This is a genomic window from Leptolyngbya boryana PCC 6306, from assembly GCF_000353285.1.
GTDB lineage: Bacteria > Cyanobacteriota > Cyanobacteriia > Leptolyngbyales > Leptolyngbyaceae > Leptolyngbya > Leptolyngbya boryana.
In genome coordinates this window covers 3,798,970-3,824,443 of record NZ_KB731324.1, presented here as the reverse complement: position 1 = coordinate 3,824,443, position 25,474 = coordinate 3,798,970, and the positions used below count along the sequence as shown (strand labels likewise).

At 46.6% G+C, this 25,474-nt stretch carries 27 protein-coding genes; 12 read left to right on the top strand and 15 right to left on the bottom strand.

Annotation, left to right across the window (positions count from 1 at the left end; all coding sequences use genetic code 11):
• Positions 1-34 precede the first annotated feature (34 nt).
• From LEPBO_RS0119240 to rnhA, 4 genes are all read right to left on the bottom strand, one after another.
• Complete coding sequence (locus LEPBO_RS0119240) at positions 35-1,018, bottom strand: hypothetical protein (RefSeq protein WP_017289200.1); 984 nt, start codon at positions 1,016-1,018, stop codon at positions 35-37.
• Between the two features lie 114 nt (positions 1,019-1,132).
• The gene (locus tag LEPBO_RS37575; RefSeq protein ID WP_017289199.1) at positions 1,133-1,405 is read right to left on the bottom strand and encodes a type II toxin-antitoxin system RelE/ParE family toxin; all 273 of its coding nucleotides are present in this window, start codon (positions 1,403-1,405) and stop codon (positions 1,133-1,135) included.
• A 30-nt stretch (positions 1,406-1,435) separates the two neighbouring features.
• Positions 1,436-1,624: a hypothetical protein gene (locus LEPBO_RS0119230; RefSeq protein WP_017289198.1), complete on the bottom strand. Its 189-nt coding sequence runs from the start codon at positions 1,622-1,624 to the stop codon at positions 1,436-1,438.
• A 35-nt stretch (positions 1,625-1,659) separates the two neighbouring features.
• The gene (gene rnhA / locus LEPBO_RS45615) at positions 1,660-2,451 is read right to left on the bottom strand and encodes a ribonuclease HI (RefSeq protein WP_017289197.1); all 792 of its coding nucleotides are present in this window, start codon (positions 2,449-2,451) and stop codon (positions 1,660-1,662) included.
• 67 nt (positions 2,452-2,518) lie between these two features.
• On the opposite strand from rnhA, the gene LEPBO_RS0119220 reads away from it, so the two are divergent.
• Entirely contained in the window at positions 2,519-3,469 is a 951-nt protein-coding gene (locus LEPBO_RS0119220; RefSeq protein WP_017289196.1) for a glycosyltransferase family 2 protein, read from the top strand.
• 285 nt (positions 3,470-3,754) lie between these two features.
• Positions 3,755-4,426 (top strand): GntR family transcriptional regulator, encoded by a 672-nt coding sequence (locus LEPBO_RS0119215; RefSeq protein WP_017289195.1) that lies wholly within the window; start codon positions 3,755-3,757, stop codon positions 4,424-4,426.
• Positions 4,427-4,486: 60 nt separating this feature from the next.
• Here the strand turns inward: LEPBO_RS0119215 and LEPBO_RS0119210 are convergent, their stop codons facing one another.
• The 6 genes from LEPBO_RS0119210 to LEPBO_RS0119180 form a co-directional block, all read right to left on the bottom strand.
• A complete protein-coding gene (locus LEPBO_RS0119210; RefSeq protein ID WP_017289194.1) occupies positions 4,487-5,911 on the bottom strand; it encodes a PP2C family protein-serine/threonine phosphatase in 1,425 nt (474 codons plus the stop codon).
• Positions 5,912-6,272: 361 nt separating this feature from the next.
• Complete coding sequence (gene ftsY / locus LEPBO_RS0119200; protein ID WP_017289192.1) at positions 6,273-8,000, bottom strand: signal recognition particle-docking protein FtsY; 1,728 nt, start codon at positions 7,998-8,000, stop codon at positions 6,273-6,275.
• Between the two features lie 40 nt (positions 8,001-8,040).
• Positions 8,041-8,685, bottom strand: coding sequence for a transcription antitermination factor NusB (gene nusB, locus LEPBO_RS0119195; protein ID WP_017289191.1), 645 nt, complete (start codon positions 8,683-8,685; stop codon positions 8,041-8,043).
• Positions 8,686-8,773: 88 nt separating this feature from the next.
• On the bottom strand, positions 8,774-10,057 hold the full coding sequence (locus tag LEPBO_RS0119190) for a cation:proton antiporter (RefSeq protein WP_017289190.1): 1,284 nt from the start codon (positions 10,055-10,057) through the stop codon (positions 8,774-8,776).
• A 65-nt stretch (positions 10,058-10,122) separates the two neighbouring features.
• Positions 10,123-11,151, bottom strand: coding sequence for a WG repeat-containing protein (locus LEPBO_RS37570; protein WP_017289189.1), 1,029 nt, complete (start codon positions 11,149-11,151; stop codon positions 10,123-10,125).
• Positions 11,152-11,269: 118 nt separating this feature from the next.
• Positions 11,270-12,052: a response regulator transcription factor gene (locus LEPBO_RS0119180; RefSeq protein ID WP_017289188.1), complete on the bottom strand. Its 783-nt coding sequence runs from the start codon at positions 12,050-12,052 to the stop codon at positions 11,270-11,272.
• A 232-nt stretch (positions 12,053-12,284) separates the two neighbouring features.
• On the opposite strand from LEPBO_RS0119180, the gene LEPBO_RS0119175 reads away from it, so the two are divergent.
• Positions 12,285-12,527, top strand: a complete 243-nt coding sequence (locus tag LEPBO_RS0119175; protein WP_017289187.1) for a DUF6761 family protein — start codon at positions 12,285-12,287, stop codon at positions 12,525-12,527.
• A gap of 117 nt (positions 12,528-12,644) precedes the next feature.
• Here LEPBO_RS0119175 and grxD read toward each other — a convergent pair whose 3' ends face one another.
• From grxD to LEPBO_RS37565, 3 genes are read right to left on the bottom strand one after another with little or no spacing between them, the layout of a single operon-like run.
• A complete protein-coding gene (gene grxD, locus LEPBO_RS0119170; RefSeq protein WP_017289186.1) occupies positions 12,645-12,962 on the bottom strand; it encodes a Grx4 family monothiol glutaredoxin in 318 nt (105 codons plus the stop codon).
• Positions 12,963-12,986: 24 nt separating this feature from the next.
• Entirely contained in the window at positions 12,987-13,232 is a 246-nt protein-coding gene (locus LEPBO_RS0119165) for a BolA family protein (protein ID WP_017289185.1), read from the bottom strand.
• 47 nt (positions 13,233-13,279) lie between these two features.
• Positions 13,280-14,749: a caspase family protein gene (locus LEPBO_RS37565; protein WP_017289184.1), complete on the bottom strand. Its 1,470-nt coding sequence runs from the start codon at positions 14,747-14,749 to the stop codon at positions 13,280-13,282.
• Between the two features lie 150 nt (positions 14,750-14,899).
• On the opposite strand from LEPBO_RS37565, the gene LEPBO_RS0119155 reads away from it, so the two are divergent.
• The 5 genes from LEPBO_RS0119155 to LEPBO_RS0119140 all read left to right on the top strand — a co-directional run bounded on the left by LEPBO_RS0119155 (position 14,900) and on the right by LEPBO_RS0119140 (position 19,213).
• Entirely contained in the window at positions 14,900-15,280 is a 381-nt protein-coding gene (locus LEPBO_RS0119155; RefSeq protein WP_036046185.1) for a hypothetical protein, read from the top strand.
• A gap of 160 nt (positions 15,281-15,440) precedes the next feature.
• The gene (locus tag LEPBO_RS0119150) at positions 15,441-17,165 is read left to right on the top strand and encodes a sensor histidine kinase (protein WP_017289182.1); all 1,725 of its coding nucleotides are present in this window, start codon (positions 15,441-15,443) and stop codon (positions 17,163-17,165) included.
• A 98-nt stretch (positions 17,166-17,263) separates the two neighbouring features.
• Positions 17,264-18,067 (top strand): DUF2927 domain-containing protein, encoded by an 804-nt coding sequence (locus LEPBO_RS0119145; RefSeq protein ID WP_017289181.1) that lies wholly within the window; start codon positions 17,264-17,266, stop codon positions 18,065-18,067.
• A 187-nt stretch (positions 18,068-18,254) separates the two neighbouring features.
• On the top strand, positions 18,255-18,350 hold the full coding sequence (gene psaM, locus LEPBO_RS41115; RefSeq protein ID WP_071596177.1) for a photosystem I reaction center subunit XII: 96 nt from the start codon (positions 18,255-18,257) through the stop codon (positions 18,348-18,350).
• A gap of 449 nt (positions 18,351-18,799) precedes the next feature.
• Positions 18,800-19,213, top strand: a complete 414-nt coding sequence (locus tag LEPBO_RS0119140) for a slr1601 family putative cell division protein (protein ID WP_017289180.1) — start codon at positions 18,800-18,802, stop codon at positions 19,211-19,213.
• Positions 19,214-19,437: 224 nt separating this feature from the next.
• Here LEPBO_RS0119140 and LEPBO_RS0119135 read toward each other — a convergent pair whose 3' ends face one another.
• Both LEPBO_RS0119135 and LEPBO_RS0119130 read right to left on the bottom strand, forming a co-directional pair.
• Entirely contained in the window at positions 19,438-19,716 is a 279-nt protein-coding gene (locus LEPBO_RS0119135) for a hypothetical protein (RefSeq protein WP_086371001.1), read from the bottom strand.
• 597 nt (positions 19,717-20,313) lie between these two features.
• Positions 20,314-20,856, bottom strand: coding sequence for a DciA family protein (locus LEPBO_RS0119130; RefSeq protein WP_017289179.1), 543 nt, complete (start codon positions 20,854-20,856; stop codon positions 20,314-20,316).
• Between the two features lie 149 nt (positions 20,857-21,005).
• On the opposite strand from LEPBO_RS0119130, the gene LEPBO_RS0119125 reads away from it, so the two are divergent.
• The 4 genes from LEPBO_RS0119125 to LEPBO_RS0119110 all read left to right on the top strand — a co-directional run bounded on the left by LEPBO_RS0119125 (position 21,006) and on the right by LEPBO_RS0119110 (position 25,391).
• On the top strand, positions 21,006-22,133 hold the full coding sequence (locus tag LEPBO_RS0119125) for a hypothetical protein (RefSeq protein ID WP_017289178.1): 1,128 nt from the start codon (positions 21,006-21,008) through the stop codon (positions 22,131-22,133).
• Between the two features lie 87 nt (positions 22,134-22,220).
• Positions 22,221-22,952, top strand: a complete 732-nt coding sequence (locus LEPBO_RS0119120) for a PspA/IM30 family protein (RefSeq protein WP_017289177.1) — start codon at positions 22,221-22,223, stop codon at positions 22,950-22,952.
• Between the two features lie 70 nt (positions 22,953-23,022).
• The gene (locus tag LEPBO_RS0119115; protein WP_017289176.1) at positions 23,023-23,340 is read left to right on the top strand and encodes a hypothetical protein; all 318 of its coding nucleotides are present in this window, start codon (positions 23,023-23,025) and stop codon (positions 23,338-23,340) included.
• Positions 23,340-25,391, top strand: a complete 2,052-nt coding sequence (locus LEPBO_RS0119110) for a dynamin family protein (RefSeq protein ID WP_017289175.1) — start codon at positions 23,340-23,342, stop codon at positions 25,389-25,391. Before LEPBO_RS0119115 ends, LEPBO_RS0119110 begins: the two co-directional genes overlap by 1 nt.
• The last annotated feature ends 83 nt before the right edge of the window (positions 25,392-25,474 follow it).

The following is a 25,474-nucleotide window of genomic DNA, read 5'->3' as shown; positions in this document are numbered from 1 at the left end:
GCTTTAACTTTTGAATCAACTAAACCTCAGCAAATTACTGCCACTCTCTACCTGCAAGCTTCTGTGCCACTTCAGATGGCTCACTGAAGTTTCCAATTATTTCTTTCAAATTCACTAGCCGCGCGCCTTGCAACCCATTTGCTGAGGATTTGATATAGTTTGTAGCTATTGGAAAACCACAGAAGAATCGGTGATTAGCCGCAACTTCGTATCCGCACTTTGCTTCTGCTTCCTTGATAACTTCAACAAGTTTGGCATCAAATTCATCAGTGTCTCGACCTTGAACCAATGTTTTCTTAAGTCGAACTCGATCATAATGTACATCAAAAACGCTATCAATCTTGAAGAGCACTTGAACCGCTTTATCTTTATACATTCCTACAAACTGATGCTGTGTATATCCACGATCTGAAGGATGAAAATAGATGCCATATCTTCGATTGATATCGAGACTCTTCCCACATGGAACAATCCGCATAAGATACTGAGATTGATCAAATAATCCTACGTCATTGCAGTATTCTTTATAGTCCTCAACCAGCGATCGCATTTCATATTCATACACCTGAAACAGTGGATCAATTGCTTGGCAGATGCCTTCATAGGTAATGTTTTTGAAGATAACGTCAGGATATTGAGCCGTTATTTTTTCTCGAATCGTATCTTCTTGCCTTCCAACCTGGTGTTTTGTAAGCAGTAGAAGTATTTTCTGTTGTTCGTCTGAGAAGTTAGCTGCATGTCTCAGTAGTTGATCAATACTTACAGGAGAATCAACTTTTGACTCAATCAAAATCTTGAAACTTCTCTGAATAATGACTCCATCTGGAACTGCACCTTTTTCCCGCTCTTGCTGATTAATTTCTACACCTATCTCTATCGACTCACCAGTCAGATTTGTCAGTAGCTGTGAGGCTTGCGTAGTTGAGTAGGCGTAGACTCTTGCAAACAACTGAAGTGTATTATTCGTAACGGTATTTTCAACAGATGAGTATCGTTGAAAATAATGAATCTTCGGCATGGGTTCTAAAAAAAGTGCAATCAATCTTGACTTTCATAAGAATTCCCATAATTCTCAGATAGGAGTAATACTCTAACAATTCTCGACAGCCTTGGTTTATGCCAATCGCTTGGATCATAGCGTTCGTTTTCCATGAATAACTGTCACGATCGTCACCTCATCTCCAGCAACTTGATAAAGAATGCGATAACTATAGACAATTTTTTCTCGCAGCAGTTCATCCCCGAATTCTGGAACAGTTCGCCCTGATAGCGGAAATTGTTCTAAACTGCGAGTTGTCTTGAGAATCTGATCGACAACTGAACTGGCGTATGCCGGAGAATCTCTTGCAATGTATTCTGCGATCGCATCTACATCTGCGATCTGCAATGTATTCTGCGATCGCATCTACATCTGCGATCTCTTTCGGTGACCAAACTACTTGATAAGCCATTTATTTAAGTGCTGCTCAGCAAGCTCTTGAGAAACAGTCCCTTGAGTTTTTGCAGCTTCCAATCCTTGCTGAACTTTCGTTAAAACATAGAGATGGTACTGGATATCCTCCAACGTACAATCATCTGGAAGTTGAGTCAGGAGACTAGAAATCGCTTCTTTCGGAGTCGTCATAAAATTCAATCCAAAATTCAACAACCAAATTCATCTTAATCCACTCGTTCTAACTGCCACAAAATCTGATTTCCCTCGCGTCTGACTCGTGACACGACCCAATTTCGCCACACCCAATGATCCCCCCGGCTCGTCACAGCATTCGCATTAATATCCATCAAATCCGCCAGTTCAGAACTTGAAATCAAATACCCCTTACTGGCAATCTCATCTGCCATATGTAACATATCAACCAAATTCCGTAACTGTTCGACTCGCACCTCACGCGGCACAACCTCGATCGCATCGATTGAACTAGGAGTCTCAGACATCACAACCTCAGCAGCATTAGGGATAAGGGTCAAAGAAACCTGCAAATCAGGCATTTTCAACTGAGGCATCTTACCTTGAGAAAACGCTCTCGCAATCACATCACAGCGTTCATTCCCTGGATCACCGGAATGCCCCCGCACATAACGCCATTCCACTTTAGGGGAATCGAGTTCATCCAACTGTTCCCAGAGATCCTGATTCAGTACAGGCTTGCCCGCCGAAGTCTTCCACCCTTTCTTCTTCCAACCAGGTAGCCACTTCGTAATTCCATTTTTCACATACTCACTATCGGTATACAGAGCAATCACCTTCGACTGTCCAGAATCTTTGAAAAATTTCAATGCCGCGATCGCCGCTTGCATCTCCATCCGATTATTGGTCGTCTCTGGCGATCCTCCACCTAACTCCTGCACTGTACCATTCTCGAAGTAGACAACTACTCCCCAACCTCCTGCACCGGGATTGCCGGAACATGCGCCATCGGTGTAGATTTTCTGAATTAAGGGAGAAGTCATAGGTAGAATTCCAAAGCTAACCTAGACTACCGCATTGTTTCACAATTGACAGGGTGAAGGTGAGAACGTGTCCGCAGCATTCAATTTCTCGATCGTGCTAGAAACCGAAAATCTTGAGACGGCTGATTTAGCCGGATTATTGCGATCGCTTGCCAGTTTGGAAGCTCAAGATCCGCCTCCAACAGCCGCGAATGAAGTGCTGCTCATCGACAGTGGCGATATCCCCGAAACGCTTTTGGCTCAGTTGTGTCAGCAATATCCCTGGATCAAAGTGTGTCCTGCCCCACCCGGAACCGAATACTATCAAGCCAAAATGCTCGGTGCAGAACTCGCCACCGGAGAAATCATCGTCTATTACGACTCTGATTGCATCTATGCACCAGACTGGATGAGAAAAATATTGGATCCCTTCTCACAGCCAGAGATTCAAGTTGTTGCAGGTGAAACTACGACGAATGGAGTGGGAATCTATGGGACTGCAATGGCATTAGGATATATTTTTCCACAGTATTCAGGACGTACAGAATTAACGTCTGGAAAAAGCTATTTTCTCAACAATGTGGCATTTCGGCGCTCGTTTTTACTGAGCCATCCTATCCCCACAGATTTGCCCCTTTATCGCGGAAATTGTGCCGTTCATGCCCATGAATTAGTTCAATCTGGTGTAACAATTTGGCAACAGCCATTAGCGCAAGTACTTCACTCTCCCCCGAATGGGTTAGATCATTTCTTTTGGCGATTTCTATTAATTGGGCACGACTATTATTGGCAGAAAAAACTAATTCCAACGGCGACAAATGCTGAGCCTACAATGTCTGGCATCAAAGGAAAACTGGAGATCTTTATCGACCGGATTCGGAAAATGCGCGATCGAGATATCCGGCATCTTGTCTTTCTTCCGCTCTCGCTCCCGGTTGTCTTAATCTCATCTTTTCTGATCTATATCGGATACTCGATCACAACACAAAGACCCCATTACTTACTTAAAAAATTCAATCAGCATTTAAACCTAAAATAGTGGCGATTTCTAGACACTAAAAACAAGTAGAAACAGGAATATAAAATGTATTCGGTATACATGCAAAGATCGCAAAAATAGGATGCAAAAACAGCTATTTTTTTAGTCAAAGGGTTCAAGTTTCTGCAATAATTCTCATCTATGGAAAAACGAGAATTGCGGACTTTCTAGAAATCGAAGAGAAAGCAGTCTCAGGGATAGCAGTTAGAGAAAGGCGAGGACGGCAGTTTGTATCCAGGCAACGACGAGATAGCTCAATCTTCAGTCTCCGGAGAACTCGATCGGATGGCTCCACTTGCCCGCAGACAATCTTTGCAGGCGCAAGCCTACCAAGCGTTGCGCGCTGCCATTTTATCGGGAGAGTTACCCTCTGGAACCCGGCTCGTCGAAACGCAACTTGCCAAACAACTCCAAGTCAGTCGCACTCCGATTCGAGAAGCCATTCGCCAACTTCAGCAAGAGAACCTCGTCACTAGTGATATCGCTGGCACGCTGCGAGTTGCGACCCTATCGATGCAGGATGCGGTTCAACTTTATACCTGCCGGATTGCTTTAGAGCAACTTTCCGTTGCAGGCGCATGTGAAAATGCGACTTCTGAAGAATTAGACAACCTGCATCAATTAGTGCTGACTGCTGAACAAAGCGATCGCGAAAACTCCACCCATGCTCAACTGCTCGATTTAGACTATCAATTCCATCGCTCCATTGCCCGCAGTTCCAAAAATCTTTGGCTCGTCTCGCTGCTAGATCAAGTGTTTGACCAAATGGCATTGCTGAGAATTCAAACCCTACAAAAGAATCCCAAGGTGCTCGAAATCCGCAAAGAGCATCGCGAGATCTACACCGCGATCGCGTCTCGTTCTCCAGAACAAGCCACTCAAATGGTTATGACTCATCTAAATGCAAGCCGCGATCGCGTGCTGCGCGAAATCGAACGGATGCGTCAAAGTTCTTGAAATTGCTCAAACTTGACGCATTTCATTCGCATTGAGTACAGCAAAGCTGCGACTAATCAATCAATTTGGCTTGACCCGCATCACAACGAGCGTCATATCATCGGTATTTTGATTCCCCATCCCGATAAACTGCTGCACACAGTCAAACAAATACTTCAAAATCTGCTGCGGATCATCAAAATGCTGACAAGCCCACCGGAACGCGCTCGTCAGATTCTCCTCATCAAACCGATGACCATACTGATTCGCTGCATCCGTAAACCCGTCTGTGTAGTAAATAATCGTATCTCCCGGATTCAACTGAATCTGAGCATCCTGAAACTGTGTTTCAATATCCAAGCCAATTAGCATTCCCATCGTGTCGAGTCGCACGATGCGATCGCTGTCAGCTTGCCAGAGTAATGGTGGATTGTGGGCTGCATTGCTATAAGACAGCAGTCGAGTTTTCGGATCATATTCCGAATAAAACAGCGTGACGAACCGATTCGAGTTCTCCAAATCGGCATACATGACCTGATTCAAATGCTGCAAAATTCGAGCGGGAGAATGCCCGTTCAAGACTTCTGCTCTCAGCATTCCGCGCGTCATGGTCATAATCAGACCCGCTGGAACGCCTTTGCCCATCACATCCCCGATCGTGACGCTCCACTTTTCCTGAGAGTTATCAGGATTGGTCTTACGAGCCTCACCGTAGCTAGCTGGAATAAAGTCGTAATAATCGCCACCGACTCGATTTGCCGTTTTACAAAGCGCGGCGAGTTCAATCCCCTCGATCGCAGGACATTGACGCGGCAACAATCGCAATTGGATATCGGCTCCGATCTCTAATTCTCGATCGAGTCTTTCTTTCTTCTTCAATTCGACCGTCAGTTCATCGTTCTCGATCGCAACTGCCGTTTGATCCGCGACGAGTCGCACAAGTTTTTGTCTCGTCTCTGTCCAGGCGTAATCCGGTTCACGGCTAAAGACATAAAGCCGCCCCCGCTCCTGATTTCTCACCAGAATCCCGGTTCCAAAAATCTGAATTTCGCCGCCTAAGTGTCGCGTCAACTGATGATCTAACATCGCGACGACTTGGGACGATCGCGCTAAGGCTTCTCCAGGGGGCAATCCGGTCAAAGAAGCCGTCGTCTGGCGAGTTGCTGTCTCTAAGCCTTTGCGTAGCTCTTGACCCCATCTTGCATCCTGACAGTGGAGTCGTTCTAATTTCACTTGTCCATTCGGGCGGAACAAAACGAGCGCACCGCCGTCAGCATCAGTAACTCGACTTGCCATCAGCGGAATAAGTTCCAGAAATTGATTCAAATTGCTGAAGCTACGGAGGGCAAATCCAAGCGAACTCAGTAAGTCTTGAATTTTGTGCTGCTCCCGATTCAGGCGTGCCACCAGTTCCTTAAGGGCAAACACTGGTGTTACGTCAGCAGACCCTGAGTTATTGCGCTCAGGCGGTTGAGATGAAGGACGAGGAAGGGGCACAGCAGTCATTCGGGCGATTAAAGTGAACGAAGGGAACCAACACGATCGTTGATTGTGAAAACCAATCTTAGCGGACAGTGCTACATTTCGCTGCCCCCCTTTACAGAGTTTTGCGAGGTGCTGACCGCTTGAATCGATCTGCGTTTTGCGCGATTAGGAGAAAAGCTCATCTGATCGAACAAAACCGCGATCGGGGTTGTTGGCACTGATTATACACAGTTCCCTGTTTTACGACATGTTTACAGTCGATAACTTCCAGAAATTCAGCAAAGTTAGCAATTTAAAGCGGATTGAGCCGCATCCAAGAAAATTGGATAGGGAGATAGGGAGCAATCTGAATCTCGGTTCTCCCGATCTCCCCACGCAAAAATCATCCGCTAATCAAAGCCTCAACAAACTCATAGCTTGAAAAAGGTCGTAAATCCTCAATCCCTTCTCCCGCCCCAATAAATCGAATGGGCAATCCCAACTGTTCCACCACAGCTAAGGCAATCCCGCCCTTCGCTGTTCCATCCAGTTTCGTCAACACGACTCCACTTAACTGGGCTGCCTGCGCGAAAACTTCTGCTTGTCTCAGCCCATTCTGTCCCAGGGTCGCATCCAAGACGAGTAGTGATTCCACTTTCGCGCCTGCTGCCTTCTTGTCAATAATTCGACGTACCTTGCTCAATTCATCCATCAGATTCTTCTTGTTCTGAAGTCGTCCGGCTGTATCAATCAATAGCAGTTCTGTTCCACGCGCCTGCGCTGCACTGATGGCATCAAACACAACCGCTGCCGGATCAGTATTTTGTCCAGGATTCGAGATCACTTCTACATTACTTCTCTGTCCCCAGACTTTCACCTGTTCAACTGCTGCCGCTCGGAACGTATCCGCTGCTCCAATTAAGCACTTGTAACCCGACTTGCTGGCAATGTGGGCGAGTTTTCCGATCGTGGTCGTCTTCCCTGCGCCATTGACCCCAGTCATTAACCAGATATTGAACGTATCTTTCTCGGGGGCAAAGAAAGCAGAGTGCGATCCCTGCAAGGGTTGATCTAACAAGTCTCTAAGAATTTGTTTGAGATACGCGATCGCTTGATCGGGCGGTAATGCATCCTGCCTCAATTTCGCTTGCAGGGCTGAAATAATTTTGTCAGTAGCCTCAACGCCTGCATCGGCTTGCAGAAGCAGCGATTCAATTTCAAAAACTGCATCTTCATTCAGGGGGCCTTGACCAACGATCGCTTTGAGTTGATTAACCAAACTCCGCCGCGTCTTATCCAACCCTTGCCGGAGCCGCTTCAGCCAGGTAATTTCTTCGATCGAGACATCTTCTGCGCGCCGTCCCATCGCAGAAAGCACTTCTGCCGACCAGAGGAAGCCTTCATCGATTACAAACTCAGGCGGAATTTCGGGTGCGGTTTGAGTCGCAACAGGCTGCGGTTCGGGTTCAACTTCCTCGATCGCATTGGCTCTTAGTCGTTCTAACCGAGCTTGTCGATCGGCTTCTGCGGCTTGTGCCCAGAATGGGACTGCTGCGGGTTGGGGTTCTGCTTCCGGTTGAACGGCTTCAACTTCTGTCTCTTCTACGACATCTACTTCCGGTTGAACAGCTTCAACTTCTGTCTCTTCTGAAACAGGTTCTACTTCCGGTTGAACAGCTTCAACTTCTGTCTCTTCTGAAACAGGTTCTACTTCCGGTTGAACGGCTTCTGCAACGGGTGCTTCATCGAATTGCTCAATTGTTTCCGATTCGGCTGATGCGATCGCGTCTTCAGCAAGTTGTTCGATAACTTCGGTTTCAACGGATTCAACTGAAGTTTCGCCAAGTTGTTCGATAACTTCGGTTTCAGCTTGCTCGATCGAATCGGAAACTTCGACAGGCTCAGATGTTTCAGCGGTCGCCGCCTCGGCTTGGGCTTTTTCTTGCTGTTTGCGGCGGAAATTTTCGACGATCGCTCTTGCATTGGCAATCCGGGCATCTTCTTCTGAAGTGTCACTTTGGGCTTCTGATTCAGAAGGCTCCGCAGTTGGAGTTGGTTCAACGGGAGCAGATTCGGGTTGCTGCTGTTCTTCTTCTTTTTTGTTGAATCGATTGAACCAATTAAAAGCCATGTCCAAATTCCCAGATTGCTAGATCTAAATTTAGCGGAAATCAGCCACTCACGTGTGTCTCACTGCCATGAATCGCGTCAGTTACTTTCCGCAGAATTCCATTAATAAACTTATGTCCATCCTCGTTGCTGTAACGTTTGGCAAGTTCGACGGCTTCATTAATTGCCACTCGATTTGGCACTCCCAAAAACATCATTTCAGTGGTGGCGATCCGTAATAAGTCTCGATCGAGTGTGGCTAAGCGATCCAAATTCCAATCCACTAAAATGTCATTCAGCAACTTATCGACTGTTTCTCGCTCAGCGTGGAAGCGGGTAATAATTTCCATCGTGTAGGCTCGAACCTCAGTCTGATTTGCCAGTTGAATAAATTCAGGCAGTTCGATAGCACCTCCGAGTCGGTTGATCGCTGTTTGAGCCAGGGTGATCGCTTCTTGCACCATTGCCCGAGCGCTATCGATATTGCCAGCCCGAGTTTGGCTATTGAGCAATTGGCTATCGCCTCGTTGTAATTCTGCTGCCGCCGTTTCTAAGTTGTCGCGCGCTTCTTCTGCAAGGGTACGAACGGATTCGACAACAAGTTCTTGAATTCTCTGACTGTTAATTTTCTTTGGATCAGAAGAGATCTGACTCAAGCTTAAAAGTGCGAGTTCACGGGCAATGCGACGGGCTTGCATGGCAGGCATTAATGAAATTGGCTCACGTATCTTAGCGCAAGTAGGTCTCTTGCTGTAGCCATTTGAGGAGTTGAGCGATCGATTAAGTTGAATTGCGTTATGTGCCCTGTTCCTCATGCTGGGCTGCTTTCGGCTCGATTTCTCGATTGTGTTCAATATTACGTTCATACCATTGCATTAAAGGCGTTGACGTGACCCCATGTAATAAAACAGAAATGACGATCGTCCAAAAGGTAATCCAAGCAATTTGCTCGCCATCTTCCCCTTTCAAGCCATTGCCAAATGCATAAGCGAGATAGTAAATCGATCCCACTCCGCGAATGCCGAACCAACCATAGAGCCAGCGCGTTGCCGGATTGACATTTAAACCGATCGTACTGATCCAAGCCCCAATCGGTCGAATCACGAAAATCAAGCTCAATGCAATCACAAATGCATCTCCTGCAAAGGCAAACATCGGCTGAAATCGCAGCATCGATCCCAGCAATAAAATCGTGCCAATTTCTGCTAACTTCTCTAAGCGCTCAATAAAGTGAAGTTGATTTCTTGTATATTCAGAATTCCGTCTTCTCCGCATTGCCATTCCAGCGACAAAGACGGCAAGAAATCCATACCCATTCACCACTTCGGTTACAGCATAAGCAATAAAGATTGTGCTGAGTGCAACGAAATCTTCCATCAAATCATCTGGAGTCCGAAACGGTTCTAAGCGTTTATCAACGAGTTTGATTCCCTTCGCAATCACAAAGCCGACGGCTAATCCTGCTGCAATCGCCCAAATCACATCGACTAAAACCCATTCCCGAAACCAGTTTTGCCAATTGCCTTTTTCTATCCAATGAATCCCAAAATAAACAAATGGAAAAGCTAATGCATCATTTAACCCACCTTCTGAAGTAATCCCAAACCGCAATTCATCACGATCGCGAGAGTCATAAAGCTGAACTTCAGACGCTAAAACGGGATCAGTCGGCGCTAAAATTGCCCCTAAAAGAATCGATAATCCCCAATCTAATTTCAGAATAAAGTGCGCGATCGCGGCAACTGAAAAAATGGTAATCGGCATCAATAAACCAATCAGCCGAGTCGTCGATCGCCATGCAAAGAAACGCATGGGTCGATTCATTTTCAACCCGCAACTAAACAGCGAAATTAAAACAACCAGTTCTGCAACTCGCTCTAAAAACTCTGCCTCTGGGCGAACCTGAATCAGATTAAATCCATACGGACTCAGCACAATGCCAACGATTAAATAAATCAGCGCATAAGATAGAGGCAACCGCGCGATCCAACCTGATCCCAAAGTTACGATTAACAACAAAACTCCAATCACTAAGAGATCGAGAATATAGACATTCACAAGTTCATCCCCAGTTCGCATTTATGCTCACTGTACTTGTGTTTTAAGCTAGACCTATTGATCTGATGATAGATCCCGTCTCTCCCTCAAGGCTTACGAATGTATCCCCATTTTTCATTTAATTGCACTCGCGCTAAGCCTTCTTTAAAATCTCCCGCTTCATCAAATTGAGGCGCGATCGCAATTTTGCCCGTTGTGTCGATATAGCCCCACTTTTCTTTAATTTTCACGGGCGCTAATCCATCTGAAAAACTTCCAGCAAATTGATATTGAGGTGCGATCGCAAACTTGCCAGATTTCTGAATATAGCCCCATCGATCATTCTGCTCAACGAGTGCTAACCCATTCGAGAAATCAGACGCAAATTGATATTGAGGCGCGATCGCAATTTTCCCACTCGTATCGACAAATCCCCATTGATTTCCGAGTCGTACCCGACCCATCGAATCCGAAAAATTAAACGCGCCATCAAACTGAGGTTGCACAACAAATTGCCCAGTTTGATTGATATAGCCCCATTTCTGACCGATTTTGGCAGCAGCAAGCCCATGAGAAAACTGCCAAGCGTCATCGAATCTTAGTGAGATCGCAGTTCGACCCGACGCATCAATATAGCCATATTTCTCGCCCCGCTTCACTGCTGCCAATCCGTTAGAAAAGCCCGAGGTCAATTGATATTGAGGCGCGATCGCAACTTCTCCAGTCGGTTTGATAAATCCGTAAAGCCGTCCCATCTGCACGACTGCAAATCCTTCTCGAAATCGCGTCACCCGTTCAAATTTCGGCGGAATTGCTACTTCTCCCTGACGATTCAGAAACCCATACTGATCCCCCAATTTCACCACCGCCAAGCCTTCCGAAAAGGGCGAATACGCTTCAAACTCTTGTTTCGGCGTAACCATTACTCGTCCCAAACGATCGATATAGCGAAATTCGCGCCCCAATTGCACCAGCGCTGTTCCTTCAGCAAAATCGGTTGCACTGTCAAACTGATGGTCGATCGCGAAGAGATCACTTGCGATCGCACGTTGTTCAATCGTCAAATTTGGCGGATGGCTGCAAACACTAACCGTCGCAAACCCCAACGTCGCAAGCAATAAAAAACGCAGCATCATGACCCAGAACCGTCATAGACTCCCCTAAGTGTATCGACCTCACAGATTTTGGGACATATGAGATCGCATTGCATCACATCGGTTATCCAACAAATCAGGAATTCGTCGAAATTTTTCCCTAAATCCGAGGACGTTGAACCGCTGCCATTCTCGACATTGAAGCCGTTGCTGGTTTACGAGGCAATTGCCCATTATTCTGATGCACCGGAGGCGCGTTCAAAATCTCCAAATTCAACCGATACCCCACATTCCGCACCGTCTGAATCAAATTCGGTTGCCTCGGATCAATCTCCACCTTCTTACGCAAAGACAGGACGTGAGTATCCACAGTTCGAGGATTATCAATCTCATCAGGCCAAGCTCGTTGCAGCAGATCTGCCCGACTCAAAGCGGTTCCGCCTGCCTGAGCCAGCACATAGAGCAAACTAAACTCCTGTGGGGTCAACTCAATCAACTCACCCTTAAATCGCACCCGCCGATGCACCAAGTCAATTTTCAGATCCCCAAAATCGAGATTTACCGGAGGAGCCGCCGTCCGCTGTCGCCGCAACAACGCCTCCACTCGCGCCAAAAACTCCTGCATCCCGAACGGCTTTGTCAGATAGTCATCCGCCCCTGATCGCAACCCTGCGACAATATCAGATTCAGTTGTCCGGGCAGACAGCATCAGAATCAGCGCCGTCTGCTGCTGACTCAACCAGCGACAAAACTCCAACCCATCGCCACTGGGCATCTCAGAATCAAGGATCATGAGATTGGGCTGCCGCACCAGAAACATCTCACGCGCTTGGTGCAAATCAGCCGATTGGTGGACTTGGTAGCCCGCCTGCTGAAGATGCCATCCTAGCAGCGATCGAAGGTGCGGATTTCCTTCAACGATTTGTATATTAATGGCTCCCACGGGGGCAACTTGACCTCAAAATGCTTGAGTTAAGGGTATCAAAGCTTCTTAGTTTTGATTTGTAACGGGTGCTACCCATATGTACTCCGCCTACACAACGTTCCGTATCGGAGTATGTCTTTCTATAGAATTTCGATACAAACCGAGAGAATAGCGAGTGTAATGTTAAGCTAAAGTCATAGCTCAGTGAGTGGAATGCCAAACGGCATCTGTTGTTTTCGCGTCATCGCATATGCTTCAAGATTCTTTGACGATTCGCTATTATCAACGCCTCTCCGACGCTCTCGTCGAACTCTGGAACCGGGGCTATCGTTACGATGACCTGCGTCTCTACTTAGACGGGTACTTGTCCGCGCTCCGACATGCTAGCGTGCTAGAGCCGTACCAGATCAATCGTCTGGAAGAGGAAATTACTCGCTACATCTATGATCCGTCGAATTTCGACATGGTGATGCCAGAACCAGACTACCGATAGAAATGAGAAAAGGGGTGCGTGCGCGCCCCTTTTTGATTTGGTTGGTCAGTCGCAGAGGTGAGAGTAGGGGGTAGGGAGTAAGAATCAATCTTCCCCTACTCCCCACTCCCCGCCTCATTATGAGGCGAGCGCAACTTCTACAAGCTGCTGCAATTCGCCACTCTGGTACATCTCAATCATGATGTCCGAACCGCCAATAAATTCCCCATTTACATACACTTGGGGAATCGTTGGCCAGTTCGAGAACTCTTTCACGCCTTGACGGACTTCAGGGTCTTCTAGCACGTCTACGGTCGTGTAGGGGACACCCAGCGTATTGAGAATTTGCACAACGTTATTGGAAAAGCCGCACATTGGCATGAGTTTGCTGCCTTTCATGAAAACGACAATTTTGTCGCTATCGACGATCGATTTGATGCGGTTTGAGGTAGTCATAAGTAAGTTCAAGGGGTAAGAGAGTTAGTTTTTGGTTGCCCATTCTTCGGGCGTGAACGTATTCAGTGAGAGAGCATGAATGGCTTCGGTGGAGAGTGCCTGTTGAACCGCACCATACACAAGCTGATGCTGTTGAACGCGACGCTTCCCAGCAAAGGCTGAGGAGACGACTGTCACCTCGAAATGCTCCCCATCAGGACTGTTTGCCTGCACTTGGGCATCCGGCAATCCTGCTTTGATCATTGCCTCAACCTGATCCGGGCTAATCATTGGGGTTCCTCGATGTAATCGTTTCGCGAATTTTCCTGATTCTTAGTCTAACGAGCTTTGCGCCACTGCTGGATCGCTTTCTGTGCCTCGGCGTAAACTTGAGGTCGATCTTTTGGAACGAGTTGAGCGGCTGAAATCGCTTGTTGAAACTCTTTCTGCTCTGCTCGTTTGCGCGCAATTTCTAGAATATTGCGACTCCATCGATCGATGTCTTGTTGCGCTTCAGCATAGAGGGGATCATTCGGTGGGATTGCGCGCGCCCGATCAATCGCGCGACTTGCATCTGATGCTAGCGTGGGTTTGATTAACGATCGGGCTTCATTCAAGATCTTTCCAGAATCAGGACTCGGTGATGCCACAGCTTGAGGCGCAGGAGAAGGTTGAGTATTCGCCGTTTGCTGCCCGCCCATAAACGCCGACCAGTTGCGGAACAGCACGCCAAGCAGCAACACTAATAAGAGCGCACTCCCTCCAAACAACAACCGTTCCCAAAACATTTGATCGGGGGCATCCGACTCTTCGGGCACTGGAGAAGCCGCAGGTGAAAGTTCTTCAGTCTGTTCTGATTCAGGCAGAGTCAAATCTGCTTGGATCGGCTCGTATTCGTATTCACTAGGGTTCAGCGCAAAACTGTCGGGAATTTCAGTTGCAGTCGCTCCCATCACAGTCGGCTGGAAGCCATAGTTGGAACTCGCCTCACTTTCTAAGGCATTGAGATATAAATCACCTTCTACAGAAAATGGATTAGTCGTTGCAGGAACCCAAGATTCGGTTTCAGACCAGTTGACTGGCATGATCACTTGATAAAGCTGCTCTGGATCAGACACAACCAGAATTGGATCTTGACGCGGGCGATCGTTGTGATCACAAAGCTCAGGCAATCTCAGTTTCAAAAAGTCTTCTAACGTCGCTAAGGTTGAGCATTGATGCGATCGCAATCCTTCGAGCAATGTCTGAGTAAACAGACCATGATTTAACGCAGGCGCTTCGTGAGAAAACTGTTCAGGACGACAGGATAAGAACGTCGGAATCCCTGCCTCGCGTGCCAATGCAACCGTTTGAGTCCCAACTTTCTCATGAGAACCGGAAGCGGCTCGATTGATATCGAGTAAAACGAGAATTTTTTGAGTGGGCAAAGTTTTCAAAGTTTGAAACAGCGATCGCACTGAGAACCCTGTTTCTTTAATTCGGGAAACATCGCCATCAATGGGTAATAAATAATCTTCTCCATCGACACAAATTCCGTATCCGCTGAAAAAGCACCAAAGCGAATCTTCTGGCTGAAGCTTATCTTTTAGACTCGTTGTCCAGTACTGCAAATTCTCATGCGTGGGATGAGTGGAGTGGTCAGCAAAATCTGGAGATGTATCCGTAATCAACAGACATTGTTCCGGTGAAAACCCTGCATCACCAACTAAGCTTTCACAGAGAAATTGAGCATCCGACTGGGCAAAATGAAGAGGTTGAAGGAACTGGTAGTGATTTATCCCAACGGCGATCGCCCAAAAATTGCTCATTCCAACACCTCATCTGTAATTGAAGACTATATATGAACCGCTTGCGCTACCACATCATAGAAAAAAATTGCTTTTCTGCAACAAAGAACTAACATGAATCCCAACTCTCTTGATTTCGATTGCTTTGTTCGTTTTGTCACTCTTTGTCCTATGAAACTTCGTAATTCTTTGCTTGTAGGCTTTTTCACGTTTGGGTGCGGTGTCACAGCTTGGGGAATTGATATGGTGCTAGCTCCAACTCCCGCACAGGCTTATACCGCACGGATTGATGTCACGCTTGATCGTGCCTCCAATGAACCCTATGAAGCGATCGTGCGGCGCGCAGAAAATGTGGCGCGAGCAGCGATTCAAAGAGGATTCGATCAAGATTTGCTTGCTAATGAGGTTTCGGTAGTCGTCGTCGGGCGCAACGGCGGTATGGCATCACCTGTGGTGTCGGTTTGGGTAACGCGATCGCAGTGGCAAACTCGTCCTGATGCAAAGCGCTGGGCAACCTATTACCGCGGATCTAAAGCGTTGTTAGGGTTCTAGATCGTTATCCATCAAAAATTTCCTGAGTGTTTGAGTTGCTTTTCGACAGGGAACTCTTTCAGAATATTTTGTTTCGTTGCCCCCATGAAGCACTCTTACACTCAGCATTTTTTCGATGCTAAACCTCTAGCTCGCTCTGAAATGATGGGAGCCTAGAGTCATGAAGATTTCTCGTAAGTTCTCAAGCTCCTCGATCGTCATTACAACCGTGATGGCTGTGGTGTTGGTCGGTGGACAATATTGGGTGCGCCAAGCACAAGAAGATATCTTTGAGAAGCGGCAGAAATTGAGCGATGGATTAGAAGAAGTTCATCAAATGCGCGCAAATCTCAAAGGGCAAATCAGTCAACTCAAAGATGTCGTTTTACTTGATAGCCAAGACTCAGATTTAAAGCGAGAACAGCAGAAATTTTTCAAAGAGATCGGCGAATTTGAGAGGGCTTTCGGCTCAAGCCCTGAAGTTGATCAAATCAGAACTCAATTCAAATTATTAAAGAATCTCAGTGCTAAAACACTGCAAGAGCCTGATGCAAAGATAGAACGTGTTCGGACAGATTTCAGAACAATTCGCGAGTCTGAGAACGCAATTAGCGCTGACTTAGATAAGATTCTCAAAAAATTTCTGCAAGAAGATACGGAACGTCGCAAAGAATTAGGTCGATTAAAACGAATCGATCAAGTTGTCACTTATGCAGCCCTAGCACTGATTCTTCTCGTATTAGGAGCACAATATTGGCTGATTTTGATGCCTGTCATTCGTTCGATCAAACAACTGCAATTTGGTGCATCCGAACTCGCAAAAGGCAATCTCAACTATCGATTGAATTTTAGAACAGGCGATGAAATTGAGCATCTAGCCAACGAATTCGACCATATGGCAGATCGGCTGCAAGACTCTTATGCTGCTTTGCTCGATCGCAGCAGAGAAGTGACTGTCACCAATCAGAAATTAGAAACTGAGATCACAGAGCGGAGCATCATCGAAATGGATCTGAGAGAATCTGAAGCACATTTGCGACAACAAGCACTCGATTTAGAAGCAACGATTCAAGAATTACAGCAAACTCAATTACAACTGGTTCAAAGCGAAAAGATGTCCAGTTTAGGACAACTTGTTGCGGGGATTGCACACGAGATTAATAATCCTATCAACTTCATTCATGGCAATGTAAAGTATGCAGAAGGTTATGTCAAAGATCTCGTTGAACTTGTAGAGATATGCCGGGAGAAATGCCCTGAAATCACGTCTGGATTTGAGAATAGCCGAGACATTGACTTGGATTTTGTTCAGCAGGATCTCAACAAAATCATGTCCTCTATGCGAGTTGGAACAGAGCGAATTCGACAGATTGTCCTATCGTTAAAAACCTTCTCTCGCATGGATGAAGCTGAATTCAAGAAAGTCAATATTCACGCTGGGATTGAGAGTACTTTGCTGATTTTGCAGCATCGATTAGAGAAGCACAAGTGCGAACCCATTCAAATTATTAAAGACTATGATGATCTGCCTTTGATTGAGTGTTACGCCGGGCAACTGAATCAGGTCTTTATGAACGTGATTGCAAATGCAATCGACGCACTCGAAGACAAAATTATACCGAATCCTCAGATCAAAATTCGGACTTCTGTTCTCCATTCTAGATGGGTTGAAATTACCATTTCTGACAATGGGTGTGGCATTCCTGAACATGCGCGATCGCGGATCTTTGACCCATTCTTCACCACGAAACCTGTGGGTCGAGGCACTGGCATGGGAATGTCGATTAGCTATCAAATCATTAATCAGAAACACGGTGGCAAACTAGATTACGTCTCAACTTTGGGAGAAGGCACAGAATTTATCATTCAAATTCCGATTCAGCAGACTGTCCCGATTGCGTCCTAATCCTTAGAAGCTTAGAACAGATGAGATCGATAAAGAGGCAGGGAACTCTAAGGAGCACATAGAAGCACATAAGAGTCTGCCGAAGCAAGGAGAATTTGATGAAATCGAAGGTGCAACTGGTCAGTCACAGCTTGATCTTGACTGGCGCTTTGACATTGGGCATTTTGGCAGTAGGCATTGGGCGATCGCTCTCTTCTTTCCAAAAAGACGACTCTACAATGGGCGGAGGTTCGATCTCATCAAATACTGCGAATCCGATGCAGATTTCTCAAGCAAAAACGATTCGTCCCACTTCTGGATTCAATCGAGAGCAGATTGATTACTTTATGGAAGTCGCCATCGGGTCAGAATACAACCAAGAATCGATTCCCAAAATTCGCAAATGGAGCGGCAATATCCGCATTCAAGTACTAGGTAAACCGACTCAAGCCGATCTTAGAACTCTAGAAACCGTAATCAGCGAGCTAAATACCCTAGCAAATGGCGCAATTCGGCTGCAACTCGTTGATCGCAGTCCCAACATCAGGATGCATTTTGCGCCAGAAACGCAGTTCAGGCAGCTTGAGCCTGCCTATGTTCCAGTCAATTTCGGCTTCTTCGTCACCCGTTGGAATCACCGCGGCATCATCAATTCCGCCAATATCTTGATCACCACGACAGGTGTCACCCAGCAAGAGCGATCTCATCTCATCCGAGAAGAATTAACTCAATCGCTTGGGTTAATGCGCGATTCTTACCGCTATGCCAACAGCATGTTCTATCAGCCTTGGACAGATATCACTCGCTTCTCAGAAATCGATAAAGCCCTGATCCGAATGCTGTACATGCCCGAACTGAAGCCAGGCATGACCAAGGCAGAAGTTTTGAATGTCTTGAATGCATTCCAGGCGCGATCGCGCTAGAGTTTCCGCAATTCCACAGGACAACCGCCGAATTCATCCCCTAGCTGCGAGATTAACGATTCCGAAATTGCCGCAAAGAGTACAAATCTACGCGCTTTCTCTGTTGCATCTTGTTACAAACACTTTCCGAAATGTGCGTTTTCGTTCACATTGAGGAACTATAACCCTGAGATAAGGAGTTTCAAACATGCCTTTATCCGATACTCAAGTTCTGGTCGCACTCGTCATTGCTCTCATTCCGGGAGTTTTGGCGTTCCGGTTATCAACCGAGCTTTATAAGTAAGGTCTAACCCCATCGCTGGAAACTTGCCCCGATGCCAATTCGCAAATATGAGAAAAGAAAGCTGTAAATTCAGTGCTTCATTTCTTAATTCAGCGAGTAGACTATTTAGGCAAGTTTCCAGCCTGAAAGGGATTCTCCCAGACAGGTTGGATTAGAAAACTGCTCAATAAAGTGCACGAAAATGGTTGGCAGTTTTGCCCCATTTTCCGGGTTGTTACCCACGCTTAGTTCACTCGTACGCCTTGATTTTGGGTTCCAGATTTGTAATCTTGGGTTAGCTCTACCGCCAGTAAATCAATTCTTTGACCTACTGAGGGTTCGATCTTCTTCGTAATTCATGACGCGAAGAACATCTATCAGGCTTCAACATTGCTCACACGTCACACCGTTTTGAGTGAACTCTGATCCGTGCTTGAGTCGTTTCCGATGCTGTCCCGTCATATGAATCCATGAACGCACTTCCTCTACCACAGCCGCCTGAATCCCGAAAACCTCGCCGCTCACGCGCTCAGCAACCGCTCCGCCGTCAAGTACGTTCTCGGGTGCTCGCTGCCGAAGCTCTGATTAAACTTAGTGTTAATGCTTTAATTTCTACTGCTGCGATCGCAGCTCTAACGCAGCTTATTCCTTATGGGGTCACCCAACAGGCAAAACTGAAAGAAATACAGACCGAAGTAAAAACAGCAGATACGCGAGTCAGTCGCCTAAAAGCTGCCTTTAATCGTAATTTTGATCCTCATCAAGCTTCTAAAGTTGCCCAAGAGCAAGCCAATGTGATGCCGCCGGATTCACGGATGGTGGTTCTGGGTGATGTTGAGCCACCGGCACAAACCGCACAAGCAGCTCCGGCTCAAAATCCCTGAATGACGCTCTATAGCGCTCCTGTTTGATTTGTAAAATCCTGCAACTTGAGGGTATGGAGAAATTGCTCCCTATTCCCCAATTTCGCAACCGATTTAGGACTGGCTAGAACGGTTTAGGACGACTCTAGTTTAAGCAAACCGCCGAGATGACAACCATTTCGGCGGTTTTTACGTGAAAAAATCGCACCCTCCGTCCAGGATGCGATTCGTTGTGATAGGGCTTTCTAAATCTTCACTTCAGCCTCAGAAGTCGTCGGTTCTACCGTATGAGTGAATGTGATGCCTTCAGGATGGGTAGAAAGGGCAAATGAGGACTCGCGATGCCATAGAGGAATCCCTGAAAATTCCCATTCGGGTTCAAAGATTGGAGTCGCCAGCGGACAGGCTTTCCATCCGCTTCGCACTGCAACATTAAGCTGGTCACAGTGCCCGCCACGCCGTCCTTCGGGTGAGTAAAATCGGCAGTGGCGACAAGTTGAGGTGAAGGCATCGTTACTTTTCATTGTTTCGGACGAGTGATTACTATTGTGAAAGAACGCCTTAGATTTCTTAACAAAATCTTCAGTTTTATTCTTGATGGAAACGAGTAAGCAACATTAAGTGAAATAAGTTAACTAATCTCAATTAATTTAATTTGGTGAGACTAGCCGCGATCGAGTATGCGATCGCTAAGAAGACGCACTTTCTGGTTCTTATTGTGAATTAAATTCAGATTGCAGTTAATCTAGAAAAATCCCTAAAATCGTTGATACAACTTAGTTTCAGAGATTAGTTTTGAGAAACGCCTTTCATATTGTCTTTATATTTTGGGGATCGCTCGGCAGTTATCAGAAAAAAATTCTTAAATCTCAAAGAAACCCATTTTGTTTCACGAAAAACGCTTTGGGGATCATAGAGAATGCAGAAAAAACCCTTTTATACAGATTTAGATGTCTCAAGAATTATGAGAATCTAAAGACAATTTTTTGATTCAAATCTATTTTAATTTCTCAAAAAACAGATGATCTAAGTGTCACCCTCGAGGTCAATTTAAACTTCTAAAAAGAGGAGGAATTTCACTTCAGTATTTGGACGGTATACAAAATAAAAAAAGTATGAGGCTAGGCATTCCTCGCGGCGCAGAGGCTACAGACCGTCCAACGCTCAAGTTCACCGGGCGGAGTTGGACTCTTGCAGTTCGGGCAAAGAGGTAAGTGTTGCGATCGACGCTGAATCAAAGCCGACCAACGTTCAAATGCGGTACGGCTGTCATTAAATAGCGGCAACTGAGTTGTGACTTGAGACGCTGCGGGCAGTTGACTGGGATGATTTTGCCAGAGGTCGCCTTCGATGACAGGTTGACTTTGGGGAGTTCTCCATTGCACCGTCGAGAAACGAATATCGCTCAAATCAATGGCGAAGCGATCGCGAATTTGCTTCAAGATGCTAGGTCGTTTGAAAACTAGAGTTTGTGTCCAGACGGGGCTGGAAGTCGCGACTTCTAGGATGTTGCGCTGAATCGCAATGGGTTGAGCTTGGGCTGCGAGATCTGCACCAATCAAATCTGTCCAGTGTTCGAGAATTCGCCGAAGCTGCTGGCGTTCTGGCGAATGATAGTGTGGCTCGATCGCACCCAAAATCGATTGAAGTTCTTGAAACGACATACTACTGACCGCAGGCTTTAGATCTATTGTGACTTGCAAAGCAAGATTTTTGCGTCGAATTGAAAACTCTGAACTACACTGAAATCTCAGATTTTCAGTTCCTGGTGTTCACGATATTTCACGGCTTTCAATCGAGGAGTCTATCCCTTATGCGTCCTGATCGAGCAACCTCAAAGAGTGCCCCCAGTGCGAAGTTACAAGAGGCTTTAGGCTGTTTGGATCTACGTCTCGAAGATGAATTGACCCGCTATCGACGACAACGGGCTGGTTTAAGCGTTTCCCCGATCGTGCTCCGTCCAAAGCAGCCCGCGAAAAAACCACTGGATTTAATGTCATTCGGCAGTACTCCCCCAGCAGAAACACCAACGCTGACCGAGCCACCGAAAGCAATCTCATTTGATTTAGGAGTTGCAGCGATGCATGAGCTTGCAACTGAAGAAGGGGATGCAAGCGAGAGTGCCGACAGTGCAATGATTCCCTATGCCGCAGAAACCGCAGGCGAATCGCTCTATGACATAGCCGCAGAAGCGTCAACTCCGCCCGACGACTACTTAGAGTCCTCTGAGCATTTGCTCAAAAGCTTGAAGCGAGAAGAAGCGAAAGTCGAAGTTGAACGAGGCTTTCTACAGAGCTTATCAACGCCTTTCGGCATTGGCTCAATGCTGACGCTGTTAGTATCAAGCGCGATGTTAGGTTACGTGATTATGAATCCTGCGATCGTCAGTGGACTCTGGCAAAATCTGAGCACTCAGGAAGTTGCTGAAACGACCAGTGAATCGAATTCGAGCGAGTCTCCAACCGGATTAACCGAGAATTCACCCAGACTCGATCGCGATGAATTCTCGGAATTAGGACTCGACAGTCTGTCTACCTTGCGAACTAAACCGACACCAATTCCCACAGTCGCTGCTTCTCCGACTCCGACTCCAACTCCCGGCGCACCAGCTGCCTTAGTTGCCCCAACGCCAAGCACATCACCATCACCCACTGCTGCTGCTCAATCTGCAGTCTCAGCAGGCTCCTCAGTGCTATTGCCATCCGTCAGCGTCAGCAAATCGCCCGCAACGACTGCTCCTGAAAATAACGCCTATCAATATAAAGTTGAGGCTCCATTCACAGGTGATCAATCTTTAGCCGCAGCTCGTCAAGTTGTCCCGGATGCGTTTGTCCGTCCTGATGGCAAGATTCAGCTTGCAGCATTCGGCGACCAGGCTGAAGCACAACGTAAAGCTCAAGAACTGAAAAATCTTGGTCTTGCAGCAGAAGTCAAACCCTAAGAAGAGCCACGGCTCGGTAACGTGCGGTAGGATTGAGTGAAGTGAAAAGAGGGGTTTACCCCTTCATCATTCTGCGGAGATGCTGCTATGGGATTGTTTGACCGAATTTGGCGCGTGATTCGTGCAAATTTAAATGACCTGGTTGGCAAAATGGAAGATCCAGAGAAAATTCTGGAGCAGACCGTTTTGGACATGCAGAATGACCTGATTCAGCTTCGCCAAGCTGTCGCACAAGCGATCGCGACTCAAAAACGCACTGAACGCCAAGCGTCTCAAGCCCGAACGAATTCAGAGGAATGGTATCGTCGCGCCCAGTTAGCGCTGCAAAAAGGCGATGAGAATCTGGCAAGAGAAGCATTAGCGCGACGAAAAAGCTACGTAGAAACGGCAAGTGCGATGGAAGCGCAGCTAAGCCAGCAAGGTGCGATCGTCACTCAGCTGAAGCAGAACATGATGAAGCTTGAGAGCAAGATTTCAGAAGCGAAGACGAAGAAAGATATGTACATTGCGCGCGCGCGATCGGCAAAAGCGTCTGAGCAATTAAATGAAATGCTAAATCGAGTCGGAACGGGTAGCGCCATGAATGCGTTTGAGCGCATGGAAGATAAAGTCTTGCAGCTTGAAGCGCGATCGGAAGCAATGGCAGAATTAAGTGGAGATAGCTTGGAGAAGCGGTTTGAGGCATTAGGTCAAGGTGACGAAATCGATGCTGAACTCGCCGCAATGAAAGGTCAGATCAATCAGGGGGCATTGCCGCAGAGCCAGCCGGTTGATCCGGAGTTAGAGAAATTGCGCTCAGAGATTCGGCGGTCAATGTAAGAATTTAGGTCGATTTAGAGATCTGCGATCGTGGGAATGCTAAAGAGGCATACGTTAATCGATCCTGATCATGAGTTCTGCCAATTCGAGAGAAGAAGAGTTGCGTCGGCGTGAAAAAGAGCTTGAAGAACGCGAGCTAGCGATGCGACTGCGCGAACTTGAAGCAGAAGTGAACCAGCCCCCATTCCATAAAACCGTTAAACATCAGCCCCCAGAAACGCGATTTCAGCGCTGGAAACGCAATGCGATTAAGATTGCCAGTTTTGTTGGCATCGTCATCGGCGTGATTGCAGCGATTCGGATTGCAAGTGCTTTGGCGACTATCTTCATTGTGGTTGCGATCGCGTTTGCGCTCTACAAAGTTTTTATCGAAGGGCAAAAGTTCTAATGCGAATTGAAACAACGAATTTTCTCGACGATCTCGATCGAGTGGCGCAGAATCGAGCTGCGATGGCAGATGAGATCAGCGCGATCTCGACCACTTTGCGCCAGGTTGAGACTGAAAGTGCAGGCGCGTCTGGTCAGTTAGGGCTAGAACGCGAGATCGAAGATTTGACAAATGCAGGGGAGATTCTGAAAGCAGGTGTATTTCGCCTGTTAGTCCTTGGGGATATGAAACGTGGGAAAAGTACGTTTCTCAATGCGTTACTGGGTGAGAACTTATTGCCTAGCGATGTGAATCCTTGCACAGCTTTGCTAACCGTGCTGAAATACGGGACTGAAAAGCGCGTGACGATTCATTTTAATGATGGTAAGTCGCCGTTGCAAACCGATTTCAGAACGTTTAAGGAGCAATATACGATCGCTCCAGAAGAGGCAAAAACATTAGAACAAAACAATCAGCAAGCGTTTCCAGATATTAGTCACGCAGTTGTTGAGTATCCGTTAGCGCTACTTGAGAAAGGCGTTGAAATTGTTGATAGCCCCGGATTGAATGATACTGAAGCGCGCAATGAACTTTCACTCGGCTACATTCACAACTGTCATGCGATTTTGTTTGTGATGCGATCGACGCAGCCTTGCACCCTTGGAGAACGTCGATATCTAGAGAATTACATTAAAGATCGCGGCTTGTCTGTCTTCTTCTTGATCAATGCTTGGGATCAGGTGAAAGAGAGTTTGATTGATCCAGATGATGCTGAAGAGTTGGCGCAGGCTGAATCGAAATTGAGACGAGTTTTTCGATCGAACTTAGCCGAGTATTGCAACATTGATGGTTACGATCTCTATGATGAGCGGCTGTTTGAAATCTCTGCAATTCAAGCATTGAGACGACGCATCAAAAATCCGGATGCCAATCTAGATGGCACTGGATTCCCTGAATTTCTCGCAGCGTTGAATACGTTCTTGACGCAGGAACGGGCTGTTTCTGAGATGAGAAAAGCAAGAACTTTGGCGCGGCAAGCTCAGCATCGAGTGCAAGAATCAATCGACTTGCGGATTCCGTTATTAGACCAAGATCTTCAAGAATTGAAGCAACGCATTGATTCGGTAGAACCGGAGTTTCAGAAGCTTTCAGAGATTCGCGATCGCTTTCGAGATGAGATTCGCCAGTTAGAAGATAAAAAGGCACGAGCGATCGCGGATTCGTTTCGGACGTATCTCATGGGCATGGAAGCGACCTTTGAACAGGATTTTCTCAAATATCAGCCGAATGAGCTGCAGTTTTTTGATTTCTTTAGTGAGTCGAAGCGAGAGCGCTTTAATGCCAAGTCTCAGCAAGGTTTTCAGCAGTATCTGAATGATAAGTGTGCAGCTTGGGCATTAACAGCAGATCAAGAACTGAAAGCTGCATTCTCTGAATTGTCTCAGCGCGCTGAACAACACGGAGCAAGCTACAGCGAAGTGACAGCACAAATTAGTGAAAAGATGACTGGGATTCAAGCTCGATTGCACTCTAGTGAGAAAGAAGAGAGCGCACCCAGTTGGGCAAAATGGGCGATGGGATTGTTCTCGTTGTCGCGCGGAAATTTGGCAGGAGCAGCACTAGCGATTAGTGGATTTGATTTTGGAACCGTGACGCTGAATTTAGTGGCGACGGTTGGCGTTGCGTTTTTGTTTGGCTCGATTTTAGGCCCATTTGGAGTCTTGCTTGCGGGTCTTGCGATCGGAGCATTTCAAGCCGATGATGCACGCCAACGGTTTGCAAAAGCAGTGAAAAAAGAATTAGTGCATCATTTACCGAGCGTTGCTCAGGAGCAATGGCAGCCGATTTATCATTCAGTGCAGGAATGTTTCGAGGCGTATGAGGACGGAATTATTCAACGGATTGACGATGATATCCAATCGAGAAAATCCGAGCTGGATAATTTGGTGCGTCAGAAAGAATCACGACAGATTGATCGAGATGTGGAAGTCGATCGATTGATGAAGGTACGATCACAGATTGATCAACACTGCGATCGGGTGGAATCAATTTATCGATCGTTGTTGGGATAGAGAAAGTTTCGACTGCGCTCAGCGTTCTAGTTTTAGAATCCTCACGTATTGAGCGCGGTCGAAATCGAACACAGAATATAGAA